General features: G+C 33.6%; 16 protein-coding genes. 8 read left to right on the top strand and 8 right to left on the bottom strand.

Annotated elements, in window-relative coordinates; all coding sequences use genetic code 11:
* The 4 genes from Q0876_RS10945 to ffh form a co-directional block, all read right to left on the bottom strand.
* Positions 1 to 2,764 (bottom strand): proprotein convertase P-domain-containing protein (locus Q0876_RS10945; RefSeq protein ID WP_299227693.1); only part of this gene is annotated, 2,764 nt, incomplete at its 3' end.
* A 371-nt stretch (positions 2,765 to 3,135) separates the two neighbouring features.
* Positions 3,136 to 3,852 (bottom strand): TIGR02206 family membrane protein, encoded by a 717-nt coding sequence (locus tag Q0876_RS10940; protein WP_299227690.1) that lies wholly within the window; start codon positions 3,850 to 3,852, stop codon positions 3,136 to 3,138.
* A 17-nt stretch (positions 3,853 to 3,869) separates the two neighbouring features.
* A complete protein-coding gene (locus Q0876_RS10935) occupies positions 3,870 to 4,745 on the bottom strand; it encodes a bifunctional 5,10-methylenetetrahydrofolate dehydrogenase/5,10-methenyltetrahydrofolate cyclohydrolase (RefSeq protein ID WP_299227687.1) in 876 nt (291 codons plus the stop codon).
* Positions 4,746 to 4,796: 51 nt separating this feature from the next.
* Positions 4,797 to 6,125 (bottom strand): signal recognition particle protein, encoded by a 1,329-nt coding sequence (gene ffh, locus Q0876_RS10930; RefSeq protein WP_299227684.1) that lies wholly within the window; start codon positions 6,123 to 6,125, stop codon positions 4,797 to 4,799.
* 341 nt (positions 6,126 to 6,466) lie between these two features.
* Here ffh and Q0876_RS10925 point away from each other — a divergent pair, with 341 nt between their 5' ends.
* From Q0876_RS10925 to Q0876_RS10905, 5 genes are read left to right on the top strand one after another with little or no spacing between them, the layout of a single operon-like run.
* Complete coding sequence (locus Q0876_RS10925) at positions 6,467 to 6,982, top strand: sigma-70 family RNA polymerase sigma factor (protein ID WP_299227682.1); 516 nt, start codon at positions 6,467 to 6,469, stop codon at positions 6,980 to 6,982.
* A gap of 58 nt (positions 6,983 to 7,040) precedes the next feature.
* Positions 7,041 to 7,937 carry a FecR family protein gene (locus tag Q0876_RS10920; protein ID WP_299227680.1) on the top strand — a complete coding sequence of 299 codons (897 nt, stop codon included), beginning with the start codon at positions 7,041 to 7,043 and terminating at the stop codon, positions 7,935 to 7,937.
* Positions 7,938 to 7,992: 55 nt separating this feature from the next.
* On the top strand, positions 7,993 to 10,245 hold the full coding sequence (locus tag Q0876_RS10915; RefSeq protein ID WP_299227678.1) for a TonB-dependent siderophore receptor: 2,253 nt from the start codon (positions 7,993 to 7,995) through the stop codon (positions 10,243 to 10,245).
* Between the two features lie 57 nt (positions 10,246 to 10,302).
* On the top strand, positions 10,303 to 10,620 hold the full coding sequence (locus tag Q0876_RS10910; RefSeq protein WP_299227675.1) for a hypothetical protein: 318 nt from the start codon (positions 10,303 to 10,305) through the stop codon (positions 10,618 to 10,620).
* Between the two features lie 6 nt (positions 10,621 to 10,626).
* The gene (locus Q0876_RS10905) at positions 10,627 to 11,175 is read left to right on the top strand and encodes a YfiT family bacillithiol transferase (RefSeq protein ID WP_299227673.1); all 549 of its coding nucleotides are present in this window, start codon (positions 10,627 to 10,629) and stop codon (positions 11,173 to 11,175) included.
* Here Q0876_RS10905 and argS read toward each other — a convergent pair whose 3' ends face one another.
* Positions 11,176 to 12,957 (bottom strand): arginine--tRNA ligase, encoded by a 1,782-nt coding sequence (gene argS, locus Q0876_RS10900; protein WP_299227670.1) that lies wholly within the window; start codon positions 12,955 to 12,957, stop codon positions 11,176 to 11,178.
* Between the two features lie 563 nt (positions 12,958 to 13,520).
* On the opposite strand from argS, the gene Q0876_RS10895 reads away from it, so the two are divergent.
* A complete protein-coding gene (locus Q0876_RS10895; RefSeq protein WP_299227667.1) occupies positions 13,521 to 15,581 on the top strand; it encodes a tetratricopeptide repeat-containing sensor histidine kinase in 2,061 nt (686 codons plus the stop codon).
* Positions 15,582 to 15,617: 36 nt separating this feature from the next.
* Positions 15,618 to 16,250 carry a chromophore lyase CpcT/CpeT gene (locus Q0876_RS10890; protein ID WP_299227664.1) on the top strand — a complete coding sequence of 211 codons (633 nt, stop codon included), beginning with the start codon at positions 15,618 to 15,620 and terminating at the stop codon, positions 16,248 to 16,250.
* Here the strand turns inward: Q0876_RS10890 and ctlX are convergent.
* Positions 16,247 to 17,179 carry a citrulline utilization hydrolase CtlX gene (ctlX, locus tag Q0876_RS10885; RefSeq protein ID WP_299227661.1) on the bottom strand — a complete coding sequence of 311 codons (933 nt, stop codon included), beginning with the start codon at positions 17,177 to 17,179 and terminating at the stop codon, positions 16,247 to 16,249. The two genes, Q0876_RS10890 and ctlX, sit on opposite strands and share 4 nt — an antisense overlap.
* A 111-nt stretch (positions 17,180 to 17,290) precedes the next feature.
* Here ctlX and Q0876_RS10880 point away from each other — a divergent pair, with 111 nt between their 5' ends.
* The gene (locus Q0876_RS10880) at positions 17,291 to 19,030 is read left to right on the top strand and encodes a M14 family metallopeptidase (RefSeq protein WP_299227659.1); all 1,740 of its coding nucleotides are present in this window, start codon (positions 17,291 to 17,293) and stop codon (positions 19,028 to 19,030) included.
* Between the two features lie 48 nt (positions 19,031 to 19,078).
* Here Q0876_RS10880 and Q0876_RS10875 read toward each other — a convergent pair whose 3' ends face one another.
* Entirely contained in the window at positions 19,079 to 21,094 is a 2,016-nt protein-coding gene (locus tag Q0876_RS10875; protein ID WP_299227656.1) for a T9SS type A sorting domain-containing protein, read from the bottom strand.
* 142 nt (positions 21,095 to 21,236) lie between these two features.
* Positions 21,237 to 21,818, bottom strand: a complete 582-nt coding sequence (locus Q0876_RS10870) for an NUDIX domain-containing protein (protein WP_299227654.1) — start codon at positions 21,816 to 21,818, stop codon at positions 21,237 to 21,239.
* Positions 21,819 to 21,826: the final 8 nt, after the last annotated feature.

Below are 21,826 nucleotides of genomic sequence, written 5' to 3'. Positions count from 1 at the left end.
AGGATGGAAGACTTGGTAATTCACCTAAATTAGATACCGTATTACATCCTCCTGTGACACCAAAACCTGATGACCATATAGCATAGGCATCTAAAATCTCTTGCTCAGTACTACATGATGGTAAACTTACATCGGCATCCTGTGGACAGCTTACTACTAACTCTGGAGTTGTAATAATGATTGGTTGTTCACATGTAGCAAATTCTTGTCCGTTAAAGTATATGGTATATGTACGAGTGAAGTCTGCACCTCCGCAAACATCACTATCGCCAGAATCTTGATGATCCATCGTTACCGTTGCTCCGCAAGCTTCTATGCCTGAGAATACATCGGTTGGTTCTGTAAATGCTACTGGTAAAACACAACTTTCATCATTAATTGGCTGTAAATTACATGTTGCAGCTGGTGTACATAAGGGTTCTGTAACTTCAGCTGAGCTAGTATCGCTCAATGGGTCACCAGCTGGTGTTTCCCCTGTGACTTCAGCAGTATTATTAAATGGAAATACTTGACCTCCCGAAAATGTGGTTTCATAATAATATGTAATTGACTGACCTGATGTCATGGAAGTAACAAAGGCTGGAGTTAGATCATTTTCATCGATACTAATATCTAAATCAGTAAAATCTATATTACTAATTGTTTGATCACCATCATTTGTAATCGTAAAGCAATAAGTAACCTGAGAGTCATTTGGGTTTGGAATCGTTTTTAAACCACTGCAACTTGCTCCATTATCATGACCAGCATAAACTGTTTTTTCTAGTGATAAATCATTATTACAACCACTTTGCGCAATATCTAAGAAGCATTGTGTTAAATCACCAGAAGTAATCAAACCGTAATCAGCAGTTAATACTGTTAATGCTGGGTTTCCTGGTCCATCATCTAAAACAGGTCCAGAAATAGCTTGAAGGTTAGAAGAAGAAATTCCATTTCCAACTCCTAGCATAAATATATGTGAGCCATCAAATTTTACTTCGCAAGCTTCGTCTAGAGCATTGTTTAAAGATGTAGTTGAATTCTGATTAGTTAGGACAGCATTATCACTATCTCTAATATAAGCTGTTGGGTTACCATCTGTCATAAATAAGACTATATCGGCAACCATTATATCATTAAGGTCTAAAACCTTATTCAAGGCGTCTTCCCAATTAGTCCATTCACCAGAAGTATTAGCATTGCTACCATACTGTGCAACTAATCCAGTAGCGCCATCATTCAATGCTGTAATATATGCGTCATTTACTAAGTTATAATTGGTAAAGCCTCCATAATTTCCTATGGCTGCTGTAGAAGCAAACTCAACAAAAGCCATTTGCGCGCCAGTATCTTTTAATGCGTTTGCTAGTGCTAAAGATGCATCTTCTACATCTTCTTCAGTATCAGAGTCAATTGAGCCAGATTCATCTAAAACCACTATAACTTTCAAAGCATTACATGAAGGTGATGGGTTAATAGGATTATCACAACAATCATCTACAATAGTATATTTTATTTCATCACTAATTGAGCAACCTGCATATGCTTCAGAAGAGGCATCATAGGTATAAGTAAAAGTAGTCATTGCACCAACATTGCCATCAATTGTATATGATGTTGGATCTGCTATATCTCCTCCGTCTTGCCAATCTATATTTATACTCCAACTGTCTAAACTACCAGTATCATCATTTGCATTATCTGACACATTTAATGTCCACACGCCATTTGGATTAGATCCATTAGCTAAAATTGTTGCGCTAAGTTGAGCAAAAGAAGTTGGTGGACCACTATTAGGCAGATAATCACATATGCCATCATCAAGACAAATTGTCTCAGAACTATTAAGAGTATCTCCCATATCTTCAGCATTAACAGACGCAGTATCAGAAAATGTTATTGCTCCAGACATAGATGCATTACTACTATCACCAAATCCACCTCCAGTTCCCGGTCTTGTTAAAAGAATAATACTCTCACCGTCTGGTGCTATTAACTCAATTTCTAAATCGCCCACATATGTATGTGTCATTGCAACTTCTACTTCTATGTCTAATGTTGCTGAAGTAGGAATTCCAGCAATTGAAACTGTAGAGTTAATTCCTGCTGAATCACCATCTGGCAAGTTTTGACTTGTATTATTAGAATCTGAAGCTGTACCAGAAGCTCCGCTTCCTATGCTCCATGTACCACCAGTTTGACCAGCTGGTTCATTAGCTGTTAAATCTATATTAGTAGGCAGTATATCTACACAAGCTTCTTGATCTTCACCTAAATCTAATTCAGGAGCTTGGGTAACAACCACATCATTTACAGAAACTGGGCCGTTTCCAGGACGACATATTGTAATTGCAAATTGACTTACTCCTGGAGGTGCTGTTATACAAACTTCACCATTACCTGTAGAATTTGGTTCTCCTAAGTCTATCCAAGTCCCAGGACTATTTGGGTTTTCTATCCAAACACAAACATTTCCCAAAGCAGTTCCACACCCTTGACGTGGAGAAAAACAAACTTGAGTAGGGCAATCATTTTGACCTCCATCAAGACCAGTGAACAAGAATGTACCACAACCATCTACAGTATCTTTGCCTGGATCATTACCTATACAGAAATCATCACCAGGGCCAATAACAGCTGTAGCCAATTCTAATGTAGCTCCAAATGCAGGATTATTCGCATCTGCAATTGAATAATCGGGCATTTCACTATTATTATTTGGACAGTCATCAAACTGTTGTTGACCATAAGTCAAGTAAGTTCCAAAAAACAAAAAAGTCAAAAATAACAACATCTGTTTTTTGACTCGTAACTTTGAAAATAGGGTATTGTACAGCGTACAACAAAATTGAGTTGAATTAATAGCTAAAGTGTTCATAATGATTGGTTTTAATAAATTAAACCAAAACATAAACGGTTACATATTAAATGTAAACTTGGGTTGATGGGCTATTAATCAACCTAAAATAAATGCTATTATATTCTGTAATAATATCTTGTAGGGAATAAATAGTTGGATATTATCGTTGATGAATGTACAAAAAAATGAGTCTGCCAGATTGACTTTTAGACAATTTCCGAAAAAAAGAAGTTTAACAGGTGGGCTTTGTAAGAAAAATCTTTATTTTGAAAAACACGCTTTAATTTACTGTTTTACAAACTTTTATTTCTGCTTTTAAAATGAAATGGAAGGTAAATTATAATAAATAGTGGTATAATTATCAGTTGAGCAGTAATTATATAATATGGCCATTCGCCAAAATAATCAAGAAGTGATGCAGATTCTGGTTTTCGATTAAGGTAACAGTAATTGGCATCTAAAATAAAGTTTAAAAATATCATTAAAACGATATACAATTGTAAAGCAAAAAAAGATTTAAAAATACTTTTGAAACTTGGTTTCATATTAAACACAAAAATGGCATAAAAAATAATAATAAGGAGCCCTAAATGTACAACCCAGTATCTAAAATAATCAAAACTAGGAAAGCCAACTGCGATATCTGGTGTTAATACACCTTGTAACGTGCCAGCAATGATCCAGAACACTAATACTTCGAACATCCAATACCTTTTGTAATATGAGAACACTGGAATTAATAGTGACATTAAACTACATAAGTAAAGTGGCAAGTCTGTTTTAACATTATAAGTCTCAAAAACAAAGGTATAAAGGTGATACAACAAGACTGTTAGTGATACCACTAATGCTAAACTATTGAAAAGGGATTTTTGCAATTTTTCATTTGAAGATCGCTTTGCATATAGTATTAAAGCTATTGCAAAAACAATACTAAAACCAATAGGAAAAAAATGCTCTAAACTTCCAATTGTAACTCTCTGTAATTCTAAAACTGCTATAACATTCATGAGAGAATATAGCCAAATTACATACGTTGCTCTCTAGCTAAAAGAGTGTTTTTCAACAACATAGCAATAGTCATTGGACCAACTCCTCCTGGAACAGGTGTAATATAACTTGCTTTTTTACTCACATTTTCGAAATCTACATCTCCTGTAATAACATAGCCTTTAGGTGAACTTTCGTCTGGCACTCTTGTAATTCCAACATCAATTATAACCGCATCATCTTTTACCATTTCTGCTTTTAGAAAATTTGGAACACCAAGTGCTGAGATAATAATATCAGCTTGAGAGGTAATTTGAGTAATGTTTTTTGTGTGGCTATGCGTTAAAGTAACGGTTGAATTTCCAGGAAAACCTTTTCTACCCATAAGAATACTCATAGGTCTTCCTACTATATGGCTTCGTCCTATAACTACAGTATGTTTACCCTTGGTCTCTACACCATAACGGTCTAATAGTTCTAAAATACCAAATGGTGTAGCAGGTATAAACGTACTCATATCTAATGCCATTTTGCCAAAATTCTCTGGATGAAACCCATCTACGTCTTTATTAGGATCTACTGCCATTAAAACTTTTTGTGTATTGATTTGCGGTGGCAAAGGCAACTGAATGATAAATCCATCAATAGCATCATCTTGATTAAGCTCTTCAATTTTATCTAACAATTCTATTTCACTGGTCGTGTTAGACATACGAACCATAGTTGATTCAAACCCTACACGTTCACAAGCGCGAACTTTACTTCCAACATAAGTTAAACTTGCACCATCATTACCAACGATCACTGCTGCTAAATGCGGCACTTTTTCGCCCTTTGCCTTCATTTTCTTCACTTGCTCAGTGATCTCATCTTTAATATCGTTACTTATTTTTTTTCCGTCTAGAATTGTCATTGTAGGACTGTTATATTATTAAACTAAATTATATAAAAAAAGCATGAGTTACTATCTCATGCCTTTCATTGCTTGCATCATTGCTTTACCTTTTCCACCTTGCATCATCTTCATCATCTTACTCATTTGATCGAACTGTTTTAATAGCTGATTGACCTCTTGCACAGAAGTACCAGAACCTTTACCAATTCGTTTCTTTCTACTTGAATTAATAATAGATGGGTTTGACCGTTCTGAAGGTGTCATAGAATGAATAATCGCTTCAATACCCTTAAACGCATCATCATCTATATCTACATCTTTCATCATTTTTCCGGCACCAGGAATCATTCCAATAAGGTCTTTCATATTACCCATTTTCTTAATTTGCTGAATCTGTTTTAAGAAATCATCAAATCCGAATTGGTTTTTTGCAATTTTTTTCTGAATTTTTCGTGCTTCTTCCTCGTCATACTGCTCTTGAGCTCTTTCAACAAGTGACACCACATCTCCCATTCCAAGAATACGATCTGCCATACGTGAAGGGTAAAACACATCGATGGCTTCCATCTTCTCTCCAGTACCGATAAACTTAATTGGTTTATTTACAACAGATTTAATGGATATCGCTGCACCTCCTCTTGTATCACCATCTAATTTGGTAAGAATAACACCATCAAAATTCAAGATATCATTAAAAGCTTTTGCCGTATTTACAGCATCTTGACCAGTCATAGAATCTACAACAAACAAGGTTTCTTGTGGCTGAATTGCTTTATGGATGTTCGAGATTTCGTTCATCATGGCTTCATCGACAGCTAGACGTCCAGCTGTATCAATGATCACGACATTAAATCCGTTAGCTTTAGCATGAGCAATACCAGCTTGCGCTATGGCAACTGGATCATTATTACCTTTATCACTGTAAACCTCAATATTTATTTTATCTCCAACAACGTGTAATTGATCAATTGCAGCTGGTCGGTATACGTCACAAGCTACTAATAGTGGCTTTTTGGTCTTCTTGTTTTTTAAGTAATTGGCTAGCTTACCTGAAAATGTGGTTTTACCTGAACCTTGCAAACCAGACATTAGAATAACACTTGGGTTTCCAGAAAGGTTTATTCCTTCTGCATCGCCTCCCATTAGTTCAGTAAGTTCGTCTTTAACAAGCTTGACCATTAATTGACCTGGCTGTAAACTTGTTAATACATTTTGACCTAAAGCTTTCTCTTTAACTTTATTTGTAAACTCTTTAGCAATTTTAAAGTTTACATCGGCATCAAGTAATGCTCTTCGAACCTCTTTCAAGGTTTCAGCAACATTTACTTCTGTAATGCTTCCATGCCCTTTTAAGACATGTAAGGCTTTATCTAACTTTTCACTTAAATTATTAAACATAATCCTCCTTCAATTTTAAAAACGCAAATTTAAGTATTTGAAGTGTATTTATAAAGCGAAGTAAAATAAATATAAACATAAAAAAGGATTGTTATGACGTACAATCCTTTTTTACCAACTAAAAACTAAAACTAAAATCCAAGCGGTTCAGTTTTATTAACTATAAATGAATTAAAAAATAACAACTCTTTTTCACACCTATTTGGTTATTAAATGTTTAAAAGAAAGTAATACCCAACTACATATTACTTGTTATGGTTATTGTTTTTATATATAACAACTAAAAATAAAAATCTCCTACCTTTGACCTAATTTTATAACTTAGCCACACGTTTAAAATCATGGCAAAACCGCTTAAAGAAAATATATGCGAAGAACAATTGTTCTCTTCTCTGTTTATTAAATATTCAGAAGATCTAAATAATTTCTTGTTTTATAAGTTTGGTAACTCATTAAGTCCAAAAGATAAAGTTCAAGAAGCCTTTATAAAGCTATGGGAAAATTGTGGAAAAGTAACACCGAATAAAGCAAAGAGTTTTTTGTTTACGACTGCTAATAATTTGATGCTTAATGCCTATGCGCACCAAAAAGTAGTCAGAAAACACCAAGAGATCAAACCAAAGACAAGTACAAATCTAACTCCAGAATTTGTTTTACAAGAAAAAGAGTATTTAAAAAAGCTAAATGCTGCTATAGCTAAACTAACCGAAGCGCAACGGGTGGCCTTTTTAATGAACAGAGTTGAAGGAAAACGGTTTAAAGAAATAGCTCAGTTATTAGATATTTCAACCAAGGCTGTAGAAAAACGTATCTATGGTGCTTTAAAGAAACTTAGAGAAGATATAGATGAACTTTAATATAGTAAGTAGGTAGGAATTTTGCCTTTATAGCTGTTATATAGACGTAAAATAGAATATGAAACGAGACGAACTCATACAAAAATGGTTGGATCATAGCTTAAATGCTGACGAACTTGAAGCTTTTAAACGGCTTGAAGATTATGACGCATTGATAAGATTAGACACTCAACTTAAAACCTTGAAGGCTCCTGAATACAATACATCAGAAAGTCTTCAAACTGTATTGAGTAAAATTAAAACTACCCAAAAGAAGAGTACCGATTGGCTTGCTAACGCCATTAAAATTGCCGCTGTATTTGTGATTTGCTTTGGTCTTTACTTCTACACTTCAACATTAGACACTACCGTAAACACGATGGTTGCTGAAAAGCAATCTATTGAGTTACCTGACGCTTCACTTGTAAACCTTAATGCGCTTTCTAAATTAACCTTTAATAGTAGCAACTGGGATGAAAACAGAATAGTTGTCTTAGAAGGCGAAGCATTCTTCAAAGTGTCAAAAGGATCTAAATTTGATGTCAAAACCAAAGATGGAATTGTGACAGTTTTAGGCACTCAGTTCAATGTTAAGCAACGTGACAATTATTATGAGGTTAGTTGTTTTGAAGGAAAAGTTGCTGTTATATACAATGCAAATAAAACAGAGTTATTACCTGGAGATACCTTTTTGATTTTAGATGGGAAATTAATTGCTACTGAAAAAGAAAACCAAGCTGTACCATCATGGTTGCAGAACCAAAGTCGTTTTAAGAGTTTACCATACAGAGAGGTGATTGCTGAGTTTGAGCGTCAGCACAATGTGTCAATAGTTTTAGATGATATCGACGATTCACAATTATTCACAGGAAGTTTTATACACAATGATATTGAAATTGCTTTAAAATCCATTACTTTACCGTTACATTTAACGTATAGTAAAACAGACAATATCATTACATTAAAGCGTGAGTAAAAAAAATGCTTACTATCTTTTTATAATTATATTTTTTTGGAATGTTAACTGCCCAATGGCACAAAACGCTTCAGAAAAGATATTGCCTCTTGCCCAAATATTAGCCGATCTTGAGACCAAGTACAGTATTAATTTTACTTATATTGACCAAACATTAGAAGGCATAAATATAAAAGCACCAGATGATACTATTTCATTAGATGAACTTATAGATTATTTAAAGGCGCAAACCAATCTTGATTTTATTTTCATTGGAGAATTCAATATAGTCATCTCTAAACGTATAAACCCATTAAGTAGTTTTATTACACAAAAGCTAGAGGAAGTTATTATAACTAATTATCTTACCAAAGGTATCTCAAAAAAGAGTGATGGTAAAATTTCAATAGAAACTGAAAAATTCGGTCTACTTCCAGGTCTAATTGAACCAGATATTTTACAGACTATACAAGCACTACCAGGTATACTAAGTGTTGATGAAACTGTTTCTAATATTAATGTTAGAGGTGGTACGCATGACCAAAACTTAATTCTTTGGGACGGAATCAAAATGTATCAATCTGGTCACTTTTTTGGCTTAGTATCTGCCTTTAATCCTTATTTGACTACCAATGTTAACGTATCAAAAAATGGTACAAGCGTCATCTATGGCGACGGTGTTTCAAGTGTTATAGATATGCAACAATCTAATAGTTTGGATCAAGACTTCGCAGCTGGAGCTGGTTTTAATTTAATCCACGCTGATGCTTTTGCTAAAATCCCAATGAGTAAAAAAACCGAATTACAAGTCTCGGCTAGACGCTCTGTAACCGATTTTATTTTCACACCTACCTATGACCAATATTTGCAACGCGTATTTCAAGATTCAGACTTTTCAAATTCACAGCAAAACACCTCTCCTATAATATCCAATAACGAACGGTTTTATTTTTATGATATTGCGACAAAATTTTTATATGATATCACAGATCAAGATCAAGTGCGTGCCAACTTTATGACTATTAATAACAGTCTTAATTATGATCAGAAATCTAATCTTAATCCTAACGCTTCTCTAACAAATACGTTAGAGCAAAATAATTATGCTGCCGGTTTTCAATACCTAAAATACTGGAACAGTACACTCACTACAAATGCTCAGTTCTACATCACCAATTACGATTTAAAATCTACAGATTTTGACGTTGTGAATGGACAACGACTTAATCAAGAAAATGAGGTAAGTGATTTAGGCATAAAGATAAATGCAACAAATCATATTGATGACAACCTCAAATTGCATGGTGGTTATCAATTTAACGAGGTAATCATTAGCAATTTTGAAGAAGTAAATATTCAAAATTTCACCAGTTTTGTTAAGGAAGTTAATAGAACACATTCTATTTATGGTGAAGCCGAATTTACATCAGCTAATAAAAATACTTATGCAAGAATTGGTTTGCGAACGAATTACATTGAGAAATTTTCAGAATTTTTTACTGAACCACGTTTATCATTAAGTCATAAATTAAATAATAATTTCAGATTAGAGTTTTTGGCTGAGTTTAAGAGTCAGACCACTTCTCAAATTATAGATCTACAGAATGATTTCTTAGGAATTGAGAAACGCCGTTGGATTCTTTCAAACAATGAAGATATCCCAATAATAAAAAGCATTCAAGGTGCTGTTGGCATACATTTCAACAAAAATGATTTATTGATAAGCGTTGAGGCTTTCATTAAAAACGTTGAAGGTATTACAAGTAGAAGTCAAGGGTTTCAGAATCAATTTCAGTTTGTAAATGACATTGGGAAATACCAAGTTAAAGGAATTGATTTTTTAATTAATAAACAGTTTGAGCATTATAGTACATGGCTAAGTTATTCATTTAGTACTAATGATTACACTTTTGATAATCTAAATGATGGTCACAGTTTTGCAAATAATTTAGACATAAGACACGCAGTGACCTTTGCAGGTACTTATGCAATAAATAACCTAAATCTTGCTATGGGTATCAATTGGCATTCGGGAAAACCAAGAACACTTCCTCTAGAGACACAAAACCAAAACAACAATACCATTGAGTATGCAGCACCTAATAGTGACTCACTAGACAGTTACTTGCGCGCAGATATCTCAGCGACGTATGATTTAAAATTTGGTAACAAACTAAATGCATCTATAGGTGCTTCAATATGGAATATTCTTGATAAACGAAATGTGATAAACACCTACTATGCTACAGATGAGAATGGTCAAATTGTTACTGTAGACAATCTTTCATTAGGCATTACTCCAAATATCAGTTTTAGGGTTCGATTTTAACACTTTTAATTGAAAACAAATGGTATATTTAAGTCATATCATCAAAACAAATTAGATATGGTTCAATTGCATATTATTTCTAAAAATATTGATCAAGCAAACGAAATCACCACCATGTTACATGAAAAAGATTTAGTTATGAATGAATACATTTTGAAAGAGGTCATTGGCAGGTATCCTAATGAAAAAGGACACCTATCCAATAGTCATGACGTACTGATTGTGGCTACAACTAAAGCTTTATTATTTAATCCTATCAACAAATTACTCAGAGAAAAATACAGAAGCGATATGCCTATAATTTATGCTGTGCCAATCGTTTATATGGATGAACAACAAACTGAAGATTTAAAAAATGGAACTGCTAAAGTATAGTTAGTTATGAATGAAACTGATTTGTATAAACTGAAATTTCCAATTGGAGAATTTAAAAAGCCTGATTCTATCCAAAATGACCTCATCCACAAATGGATCGATGACATAGAGAAGTTTCCGATAACCATTGAAAGATTGACCAAAAATCTAAGTCTTCAACAATTGCAATGGAGTTATAGACCAGAGGGTTGGACTATTAAACAGGTTGTACACCATTGTGCAGATAGCCATATGAATAGTATTATTCGTTTTAAACTTGCACTTACTGAAGATACACCAACTATAAGACCTTATTTCGAGTCACGTTGGGCTAATTTAATTGATGGTACAGATGATAATCTAAGTGCTACACAATCACTTTTAAACGGGCTCCATGCTAAGTTGGGAAAACTATTACGACACATCCCAAAAGAAGATCTGTCAAGAACATTTGTACATCCAGAACATGGAAAACAATTCACATTAGATGAAACCATAGGCATCTATGCATGGCATTGCAATCACCATCTTGCACACATCAAGCTAGCACTAGAGCACAAAGGAAAATTCAATTAACTACATACGATCAGGTACTTGAATACCTAATAAACCAAAAGCATTCTTAATAACGTTTGCTACCACTTTTGATAGTTGCACTCTAAAAATTTTAGAATTTTCTTCATCATTGCCTAAAACGATAGGTAAAAATTGATAGAATGAATTAAAAGACTTCACCAAATCGTAAGTGTAATTAGCAATCAATGCTGGGCTATAATTTTTTGCAGCATATTGTACTGTTTCAGGAAAAAGTTGTATTTGCTTAAGCAATTCTTTCTCTTTTTCGTGTAATTCCAAAAGAGATACAGTTGCACTAATATCAATTTTAGCCTTCCTTAAAATAGATTGAATTCTGGCATGAGTATACTGAATAAAAGGCCCCGTATTTCCTTGAAAATCAATAGATTCTTTTGGGTCGAATAAAATTCTTTTCTTAGGATCAACTTTTAAGATATAATATTTTAATGCGCCTAGACCAATGATCTTGTAAAGCTGTTGCTTTTCATCTTCGGTATAACTGTCCAATTTCCCTAAATTTTTAGAGATCTCTTCTGCAGTTTGTGCCATTTCAATGATAAGGTCATCAGCATCAACAACAGTCCCTTCTCTACTTTTCATTTTTCCAGAAGGTAAATCTACCATACCATAGCTTAAGTGGTACAGATTTTCAGCCCACTCGAAACCCAATTTTTTTATGATTAAGAATAAAACTTGGAAATGGTATTCTTGCTCATTACCAACTGTATAGACCATTCCTCCTACATCAGGAAAATCCTTAGCTCTTTGAATCGCAGTACCTATATCTTGCGTCATATAAACTGCCGTGCCATCACTTCTTAGAACAATTTTTTCATCAAGGCCATCATCGGTAAGGTCACACCAAACCGAACCATCATCTTTTTTATGAAAAACACCAGTTCTTAATCCTTCTTCAACAAACTCTTTCCCTAGCAAATAGGTTTCACTTTCGTAATAGAGCTTATCGAAATCAACACCCAAATTCTTATATGTTGTATTGAAACCTTTGTACACCCAACCGTTCATGGTTTGCCATAATTTTACAACCTCATCATCTCCAGCTTCCCATTTTTGAAGCATTTCTTGAGCTTCTAAAAGTATTGGGGCATTTTTTTTAGCCTCTTCATTAGAATGACCTTGAGAAATTAAAACTTCAACTTCTTTTTTATACTCTTGATCAAACTTTACATAATAGTTACCTACAAACTTATCGCCTTTCAACCCTGTAGATTCTGGTGTTTTGCCATTACCAAAGTGCTTCCAAGCCAACATACTTTTACAAATATGTATTCCTCTATCGTTGATGATTTGTGTTTTGTAGACCTTTTTCCCTGAGGCTGCCAAAATTTCAGCAACACTATATCCCAATAAATTATTTCTAACATGTCCTAAATGCAATGGTTTATTGGTATTAGGTGACGAATACTCGATAAGAACAGCGTGCTCTTCATTTTGAGTAGATACCAAGCCAAATGATTCATTATGTTTGATGCTATTGAAAAAATTAAGATAGTAATCGTCGTCAATTTCAATATTTAAGAAACCTTTTACAACATTAAATCCTTTGACCTTATCAATGTGCTCTACCAAATAATTACCTACTTGTTCTCCAATGACAACAGGATTACCTTTGATAACCCTCAGCATCGGGAATATAACAACTGTAATATCTCCAGCAAATTCTTTACGTGTAGCTTGAAATTCTACCGATTGTAATTCAGCATTAAAAATAGTACTTACCGCTTGCTTAACGCTTTTAGATAAAATAGCTTGAAGGTTCATTGATTCCACATTTAATAAGTGCGCAAATATAGGATTTTTATTAAAGTTTTTTCAACCAGAAAACGCTAAATTGTTTAATTTTAGGCATTGGTTTAAAAAAAATGAGTTATCCAAATAACCTTTAGAAGACTATACCAGAGGAACGCGCGAATTTGCAATTTTTGATAAAGAGAAAAATATGATCAAGTTTGAGCAAGAACAAAAAAACTCATATTAAACACCTGTAAAACAATACTTTAAATATTGTTCCTACATCATTTTACCGTTCATCGATAAAAGTGCATTTTTTCTATGATTTTTACCGTTTATCTATTCGTCGATGTTTTGGTAAAATCTAAAGACCACTTTATCTAATTTTTAGGTATTAAAACCCGAAAATTAGCATTTTAGTAGCCTTTTAATCATTTTTGATATGCTATTAATCAAGAGTCCCAAACGTTGATGAAACTTAATATTCAATCTTTATTGAGGTTGCCCTTGAATTTTACACACTTGCTTTTACCTTCCCTCATGGCAAAAAAGTGTTTAAATAACTTGGTAATTTTTAATACAACGCCAACGCTATGAAACAGTTAATTACATTAGCTGTTTTATGTTCATCGCTTTTTTGTTTTTCACAAACAATTGAGATCGATAGTCTTATGGTGCAATTAGCTTATCAAAAGCAAGACTCTTCAAAAGTAGATACCTCTTTACGTTTAGTAAAAGCATTATACGAGGCTAAAAGCTACAAAAAAGCACTTACCTATATTGATAATACAGAACGATTATCAAAATCTTTGAATCACACCAAAGGGATTGCTGATGTAAACTACTACAAAGCGTTGATCTATTCTCAAAATAACGATTACTACAATGCTATTGACGGTTATAATAAGTCGCGAAAATACTATAGGCAGCTTGGTGACACTTTAGGCATCGCCAAAGTAAATAACAGTATTGGGCTTATTGAGATCAAGCGAGGTAATTATCATGTTGGGTTAGAAAATTCATTATCTGCAATTCAAACTTTTGAGACTAGGCATCTTCTTGACGAACTAAGTTCTGCCTATAACAATCTGGCAGAAGCTTATTACAATACGTTTCAAATTGATAAAGCTTTAGAATTCAACATTAAAGCCTTGAATGTTAGAAAACAATTGAGAGACAGTTCTGGCATTAAAACTTCAACAAAGAATATTGCATTATTATATTCTGAAAGAAAAGAGCATAGAAGAGCTATAGAATATTACGAAGAAGTCCTTTCCCTTATAAACCCTAACACAGATCAAGCGCTAAAAGGTGAGATCTTACCAAGAATTGGTAGCGAATACTTACAGTTTAAAGATTATGAAAAAGCAGCAGATTATCTAGTTGATGGTCTTAAATTTAATCGTAAAATTAAAAACGACGATGGTATTTTAAGAGCTTTGAATGCTGTAGGTGAACTCAATATGCAGCTCAATAAAGTAAAACTAGCCGAATTACAACTCGACGAGGCCTATACTATTGCTTCAAGAGTTAATAACAAAACAGAGCTTTTAAAAAATTACAGGCTTCGCAAAGAATTAGATTCTACTAATGGTAAGTTTCAAAATGCATTTTATTGGCAAGGAAAGTATTTTGAACTGAAAACAGAATTAGATAAAGCTAATCAACCTAAAATTCCTATCGATACAGATATCATTAAAGAAGAAGTTACAGATGATATTGTTGATGATGACTTCAATGCAATTGCTATACAAGAAAAGGAGCAAGCAAGTAAAGAAGAACTAAAAAAGCTCAAAGCTATATCTTACATTCTTATTGCAGCTTTTTTAATTGTTTCAACCATATTGCTCTTAATTTATTTAAAACGAAAAAACACCCTTAAATTTAATGAAGAGCTCAAAGAAAAAAATGAGCAAATAAAACTACAAAACGAAGTATTCTCAGAACAGACCAAACACTTAGAAGAAATCAATAAAGTAAAAGATCGATTGTTTTCAATAGTTTCTCACGATCTTAAAGATTCTATATCATCAATTAAAGGCTTTATTGATCTTTTAAAAGAAGACAGTATTTCTAGAGAAGAGTTTTATAACCTCATACCTGAACTTAGTGAGAATGCTGATAATGCATCATCTTTACTTTTCAACTTATTGAATTGGTCCAAATCACAAATGCAGAACCTTGAACCAAAACCCGAACTATTTAACATTCAAGAAGTATTTCATAATAAAATGAGCTTAGTTGAACAAAAAGTTGAGCAAAAACGAATTGTACTGATTGACGAATCTCATCGAGACTTCATATATGCTGACAAGAGAATGATTGAGATTGTCATTCAAAATTTAATTACCAATGCTGTGAAATTTACTCGCGTAGGTGATGTTATTACAGTATCTAATACTGATCATGATGGTAAAGCTTTGCTTTTAGTTGAAGATACTGGAGTAGGGATTTCTAGAGAAAATGTCGATAAGTTATTCCAAAATGGAACCTTTACCACAACTGGAACTAATAATGAAAAAGGTACTGGATTAGGATTGGCTATTTGCAAAGAATTAGTTGAGCTTAATGGTGGTCGTATTTGGGTTGAAAGCACGCCTAATGTTGGTTCAAAATTCTATGTAGAGCTTCCAAAAATTAAGCCTACAGAATAATTGCTTTTTGTATATTAGCAAAAAAGCAACCAACTCATGAAATATTTTTTACTTTCCGTTTGCATACTACTATTTGCTGTAAGCTGTAAAAATACAGAAAAACAAACTGAAGCTATAATTAAAACTGATCACTTACCAGAATTATTTGCGTTAATGCAAGGGTCGTTCAATTCTGAAATACAAGCAGAGGTTGATTCTACATACTTCAACATCTCGCTACATATGTATCCTATCTGGGAAGATAAAGGGAACTATTTGTATGTTGAACAAGCTCTAAATGCGAGACAAAATAAACCATATAGACAACGCATTTATGAAGTTACTCAGCTCAATGATAGTGTGTATAGTTCAGCTATTTATACTATAGAACACGATTCGTTATGGATTGGAAAATGGAAGACACCTACAGCATTTGATTCGTTATCAATGGATAATGTATCTAAAAAAGTAGGTTGTGAAGTGCTACTAAAACGAGTAGCTAAAAACCATTATAAAGGAGAAACTGGAGAAAAAACCTGTGAAAGCACATTATATGGTGCGTCTTATGCTACAAGTGAAGTTGAAATTCTAGAAGATAAGATCATCTCATGGGATAGAGGTTTTGACGACAACAGTAAACACATTTGGGGAGCAGAAAAAGGTGGCTATATATTCAATAAGCTAGATTAGGATTTAGGTAAGAATACCTCAGCCATCATACAACGTGCACTTCCCCCTCCACAAGTCTCAATGGTTTCTAATGAACTTGACAGAATTGGACAGAATTTTTCAATAGCTATAATTTGTTCAGCTGTTAAACTATCATGTGCAGCCTTGCTCATTACTAAGTATGGTTGATCATTATGACCTTTTACTTGTAACATATTGCCAGCAAATTGATGCATTTGTGCTTCTGTTATCTCTATAATTTGCTTACCGTCGTCCTTCAAGTTTTTTACTACATTTTTGCGTTCTTTCTTATCATCAATACTGTCTAAGCAGATTACTGAAAACTTTTCGGCCAAACACATCATTACATTGGTGTGATAAATAGGCAATCGTTTCCCTTCAACCGTTTGATTGGCAGTGAAAACAATTGGTGAATACTCAAAATCTTCGCAGAACTCAATAAACAAATCTTCATCTGCTCTCGGTGATAAAGCACAATATGCTTTAGAATTAATGCGATCCAACAATAAACTTCCTGTACCTTCAAGAAATACACCTTCGTCTTCAGCACTTGTGTAATCGATGATGTTCTCGATTCTAAAACCTTCACTTTCTAGTCGCATAAAAACTTCATCTCGGCGTTCTTTACGTCTGTTTTCAGCAAACATAGGATATAACCCAACATCTCCATTTTCATGAAAACTTACCCAATTGTTAGGAAAAATAGAATCTGGTGTATCCATGAGTTTGTCATCCTGTTCTACAATAACATTTACACCAACTGCTTTTAGTTTATTAACGAACATATCAAATTCTTCTTGAGCTTTCGAATTGATCTCTGCATTTTTTAAATGTATATCTTCTTGAAAGTAATTATTAACGGCAGTTTGCTCATTCATCCTAAAATTTACTGGACGAATCATTAGAATAGTATTTGTAGTTTGCGACATAGATTTAAAATAATGTATAGCGAAATTAATATTTTTTGTTCAGTTCTAAAACATCCAATTACAAATAAATTAAGTGAATTTGATTAAGTTTGATATCATAAAAAATATACGATGAAAAAGCTAATAGCATGTTTATTAATCTTTACTGCTTGCTCCCAAAAAGAAGTTGCTAGTGATATTGACTTTACAACAGTTTTTGAAACTTCTAATGGAACAGAAACGGCTACTTACCAACAGACCATTAGCTATTATACTAATTTAGCTAAAGCATATCCCGAAATATCTATCGATTCAATTGGTAAGACAGATTCGGGTAAACCTTTACACTTGGTCACGTTTAATCCTGATAAAGAATTCGATTTTAAAACTATAAAACAAAATGAGAAGAGAATTCTATTAATTAATAACGGTATTCATCCAGGTGAGTCAGATGGTATTGATGCTACGATGATGCTCTATAGAGATATTGCTCAAGGTAAAATAGATATCCCCAAAAAAACTGTTATAGTAACTATTCCAATATATAATATTGGAGGTAGCTTAAACCGTAATTCTACCAGTAGAACAAATCAAAACGGCCCGAAAGAATACGGGTTTAGAGGTAACGCTCGTAATTATGATTTGAACCGCGACTTTATTAAATGTGACACAAAAAATGCGAGAACATTCACTAAAATATTTCATTTAGTAAAACCAGATGTTTTTATCGACAACCATGTAAGTAATGGTGCAGATTATCAATACACGCTAACACATTTGTTCACTCAACACAATAAGTTAGGCAGCAGTTTAGGAGAATACCTACACCAAGAAATGATGCCTAAATTAGAGCAAAAACTATTAGCCAAGTCTTGGGATATAACACCTTATGTTAATGTTTTTAATAAAGTACCTGAAGAAGGCTTTACGCAGTTTATGGATTACCCAAGGTATTCTACGGGTTACACTACACTATGGAATACATTGGGTATGATGGTTGAAACTCATATGCTGAAACCATATAAACAACGTGTTGAAGGCACCTATGAATTAATGAAGAGTATGATAGAAATTATTGAAGAAGACCATTTGAAAATTCAATGGAAACAAATTCATTCTACAGAAAACTTACTTGATTATGCTGACACCTATGCGCTCGATTGGAAAATAGACACAACAGCATCTACCACATTAAAATTCAAAGGATTTGAAGGCAAAATGGTGAAAAGTGACATCACACAAGCACAGCGATTAAAATATGATAGAACTCAACCTTTTACAAAAGAAATTAGTTACAACAACTATTTTAAACCAAAAACAGAGGTTGAAATACCTCGTGGTTATGTAATTCCTAAAAATTGGTGGCAAGTGATTGAATTACTCCAACTTAACAAGGTTGAAATGCATTTGATTGAAAACGATACGATGCTTACTGTTGAGAACTACAAAATAGACAGTTATCAAACACGTCAAAACCCTTATGAAGGTCACTATCAGCATTATAATACTAAAGTAACCTCTAGCATTAACAAAGTGAAATTTCATAAAGGAGATTATATAGTTTATACTCATCAAAACGCTTTCAGATATTTATTAGAAACTTTGGAACCACAAGCGCCTGACTCGTTCTTTAATTGGAATTTCTTTGATACTATTTTACAGCAAAAAGAAGGGTTTTCACCTTATGTATGGGAAGATAAAGCTAAAGAAATATTATCCTCAAACCCTAAACTTCAAACAGAGTTCAATACTAAAAAATCTACTGAGAAAGATTTTTCAGACAATTGGTTTGCTCAATTAGATTGGTTACACAAGCAAAGTACTTATTACGAAAAGGCACATTTGCAATATCCTGTATACAGATTAAAATAAAAAGAGCCGCAGGTAATGCGGCTCTTAATAAATGAAAATTAATTCAATCTACTTTGAGACTTTAATTGCTTTTGTAAAGTTTCGATACTCAGATTCAAACTTTATAAAATATGTTCCGTTTTTTAAACGATCCATATTTATAGATATATTTTCATCATTAATTTCAGAAATTTCACCTGTAAACATAGTCCTTCCACTAACATCAATAACACTATAATTGATTGTTTCTTTTGAAACCATCTTAGTATCAAGATTAGCTATACTATTTGTTGGGTTTGGATATATTCTTACATCTAACACATCTCGTGAAAAAGAGGCTTCAAAGGCTTCATAGCTGTTAAAGTCTTCTGCATAGTTTTCTACCATTGCTGTTGGATTGCCTAATCTGGAGTTATCAAAGAAATTACAGATCCATTTTGGAACAACAAGATTCAAGGCACCATGAACATCTAATGAAGCACAAATATCACCTCCTCCAGCAATAAGCAAACTTAAAACATCAAAACCAGTTGTAGATCCAAATTCTACTGTTGTTAAATCCAATGTCGTAGGATCAAACACCAAACTATGGATGCGATAAAATCCTGGCTGATTTACCGTAAATTCAGGTGTTTGTGACGCATTAAGTATGGTTAAAGAAAATGCTCGAGTTAAAACAAATATTTGCTGATAACCCTGTGGGATCATAGGCGCATCATCTATCATTGCAAAAATACTAGCACTACCACCTTCCATACATGCTATAGGATGTTCTGAATACATACTACCTGCATCAGCTTCGCATACAGCCTCATCTACCTTGATTGGCGCTCCCGCTACATCTAACGATGCACATATATCGCCGCCACCTGCTATCAGTAATTCAAAGACATCAAAACCTGTTGTTACGCCTAACTCTATCGTCGTTACATCTAAGGTCGTTGGATCTAATACCAAACTATGAATCGTGTATTCTCCTGCTGAAGTTACCTCAAACGATGGTTCGAATCCGTAATCTAAAATCACCAGCCCATCGCCCTGTGTCAATACAAATGCTTGGGCAAATCCATCTGGAATCACTGCATTGCCATCTGCTGTAGCTGATAACATCGCTGTTCCATTTGATAACTCTACCTGTGACATCACTGCTGTCATACTTCCTGCATCAGCTTCGCATACAGCCTCATCTACCTTGATTGGCGCTCCTGCTACATCTAACGATGCACATATATCGCCGCCGCCTGCTATCAGTAATTCAAAGACATCAAAACCTGTTGTTACGCCTAACTCTATCGTCGTTACATCTAAGGTCGTTGGATCTAATACCAAACTATGAATCGTGTATTCTCCTACTGAAGTTACCTCAAACGATGGTTCGAATCCGTAATCTAAAATCACCAGCCCATCGCCCTGTGTCAATACAAATGCTTGGGCAAATCCATCTGGAATCACTGCATTGCCACCTGCTGTAGCTGATAACATCGCTGTTCCATTTGATAACTCTACCTGTGACATCACTGCTGTCATACTTCCTGCATCAGCTTCGCAGCTAAACTCCTCCACAGTAAATAATGCACCGCTAGCATCTAACGAGGCACAAATACTTCCGTTAGAATTAGAAATCAATTCAAAGATATCGAAACCTGTTGTTACACCAAATTCTATATTAGAGGGGTTTAATGTATTTGGCGTGAATACAACACTGTGTATTCTATAAGCTCCTGGAGTTGTAATTGTAAAATTTGGTTGCATTTTAGAATTCACAATTACTAAATCATCGCCTTCTGTTAATACATAACCATTTAAATAACCTATTGGTATTACAGCATCTCCATTAGGAATAGCCTCAATAACTATTGAATTCCCTGTGATAACAACATCGCTATTAATCGCTGTCATACTACCAGCGTTAGCATCACAATTACTAAAATACGTTGAAGTTTCATAAGCTGAAGCGTAGGTGTATTCAGCCTTTAAATTAGATTTTTCCGAAGTATTATTAATAGCGTTCGCACTCGAAAATAATAAAGTAAGTAGTAAAAAAAGTGTTAGAAAGGGGCTTCTGAGGAGTAATTTGTCTTTCATTTTCTTTTTGTTTAATAATTATTTTATAAAGTTAAACAAAATGAAAACTACTTCTTTGTATAATTTTAAATTTTGCAGAAGTTTAACATTTGGATTATTGAGATATAATCTTTCAGAATTAAAAGTGAGAATTGAATTGATACTAGATTAGAAATCTAATATTAGCATAACTATTTTGGAGCGCTGACTGACTTTGCGCTTTGTCTAGCCATTGTACCTTAGTAATACCTTCATTTTTTTGTGGGCGAAGTTTTCCTTTATAAGATGTTTTCATTTCAAACCAATAAGTAACTTTAATTTTATGTTTACCGTTTCGCTTAAAGATATGGTATGTGGTTTTTATAGGTTTAGTAATTGAAAGCCCTAAAACGCCTGTTTCTTCTTCTACTTCTCTCAAAGCTGTTTCTTCAATTGTTTCTTTATTTTCAGCTTTTCCTTTAGGTAAGTCCCATTTATCATTCCTGTAGATAAACAAGGTCTCACCATCATCATTAATAACTTTTCCACCACCAGCAATGACATTAGGTAATTTCTTTAAAAATTTGCTAATAAGCTTATCTTCTTTCTTACTAATGAGTCTAATTTCTTTTAAAGATGTTGAGTTTAATTCTTTAATCACTTTACCTATATTGACTGTAGAAAGCAGATAGTTCTTAAAACCTTTTTCAGGTTTAATCTCTGTTGTTAATATAATAGGTTTGTCATTAACAAAAATATGATACATGGTCTATA

The sequence above is a fragment of the uncultured Psychroserpens sp. genome (assembly GCF_947503375.1).
GTDB lineage: Bacteria > Bacteroidota > Bacteroidia > Flavobacteriales > Flavobacteriaceae > Psychroserpens.
This window is presented reverse-complemented; position numbering and strand designations above follow the sequence as displayed.

Coding starts and splice junctions, on each gene's coding strand:
- Q0876_RS10940 (WP_299227690.1), bottom strand. CDS start 3,852: ATGAATGTTATAGCAGTTTTAGAATTACAGAGAGTTACAATTGGAAGT.
- Q0876_RS10935 (WP_299227687.1), bottom strand. CDS start 4,745: ATGACAATTCTAGACGGAAAAAAAATAAGTAACGATATTAAAGATGAG.
- ffh (WP_299227684.1), bottom strand. CDS start 6,125: ATGTTTAATAATTTAAGTGAAAAGTTAGATAAAGCCTTACATGTCTTA.
- Q0876_RS10925 (WP_299227682.1), top strand. CDS start 6,467: ATGGCAAAACCGCTTAAAGAAAATATATGCGAAGAACAATTGTTCTCT.
- Q0876_RS10920 (WP_299227680.1), top strand. CDS start 7,041: ATGAAACGAGACGAACTCATACAAAAATGGTTGGATCATAGCTTAAAT.
- Q0876_RS10915 (WP_299227678.1), top strand. CDS start 7,993: ATGGCACAAAACGCTTCAGAAAAGATATTGCCTCTTGCCCAAATATTA.
- Q0876_RS10910 (WP_299227675.1), top strand. CDS start 10,303: ATGGTTCAATTGCATATTATTTCTAAAAATATTGATCAAGCAAACGAA.
- Q0876_RS10905 (WP_299227673.1), top strand. CDS start 10,627: ATGAATGAAACTGATTTGTATAAACTGAAATTTCCAATTGGAGAATTT.
- argS (WP_299227670.1), bottom strand. CDS start 12,957: ATGAACCTTCAAGCTATTTTATCTAAAAGCGTTAAGCAAGCGGTAAGT.
- Q0876_RS10895 (WP_299227667.1), top strand. CDS start 13,521: ATGAAACAGTTAATTACATTAGCTGTTTTATGTTCATCGCTTTTTTGT.
- Q0876_RS10890 (WP_299227664.1), top strand. CDS start 15,618: ATGAAATATTTTTTACTTTCCGTTTGCATACTACTATTTGCTGTAAGC.
- ctlX (WP_299227661.1), bottom strand. CDS start 17,179: ATGTCGCAAACTACAAATACTATTCTAATGATTCGTCCAGTAAATTTT.
- Q0876_RS10880 (WP_299227659.1), top strand. CDS start 17,291: ATGAAAAAGCTAATAGCATGTTTATTAATCTTTACTGCTTGCTCCCAA.
- Q0876_RS10875 (WP_299227656.1), bottom strand. CDS start 21,094: ATGAAAGACAAATTACTCCTCAGAAGCCCCTTTCTAACACTTTTTTTA.
- Q0876_RS10870 (WP_299227654.1), bottom strand. CDS start 21,818: ATGTATCATATTTTTGTTAATGACAAACCTATTATATTAACAACAGAG.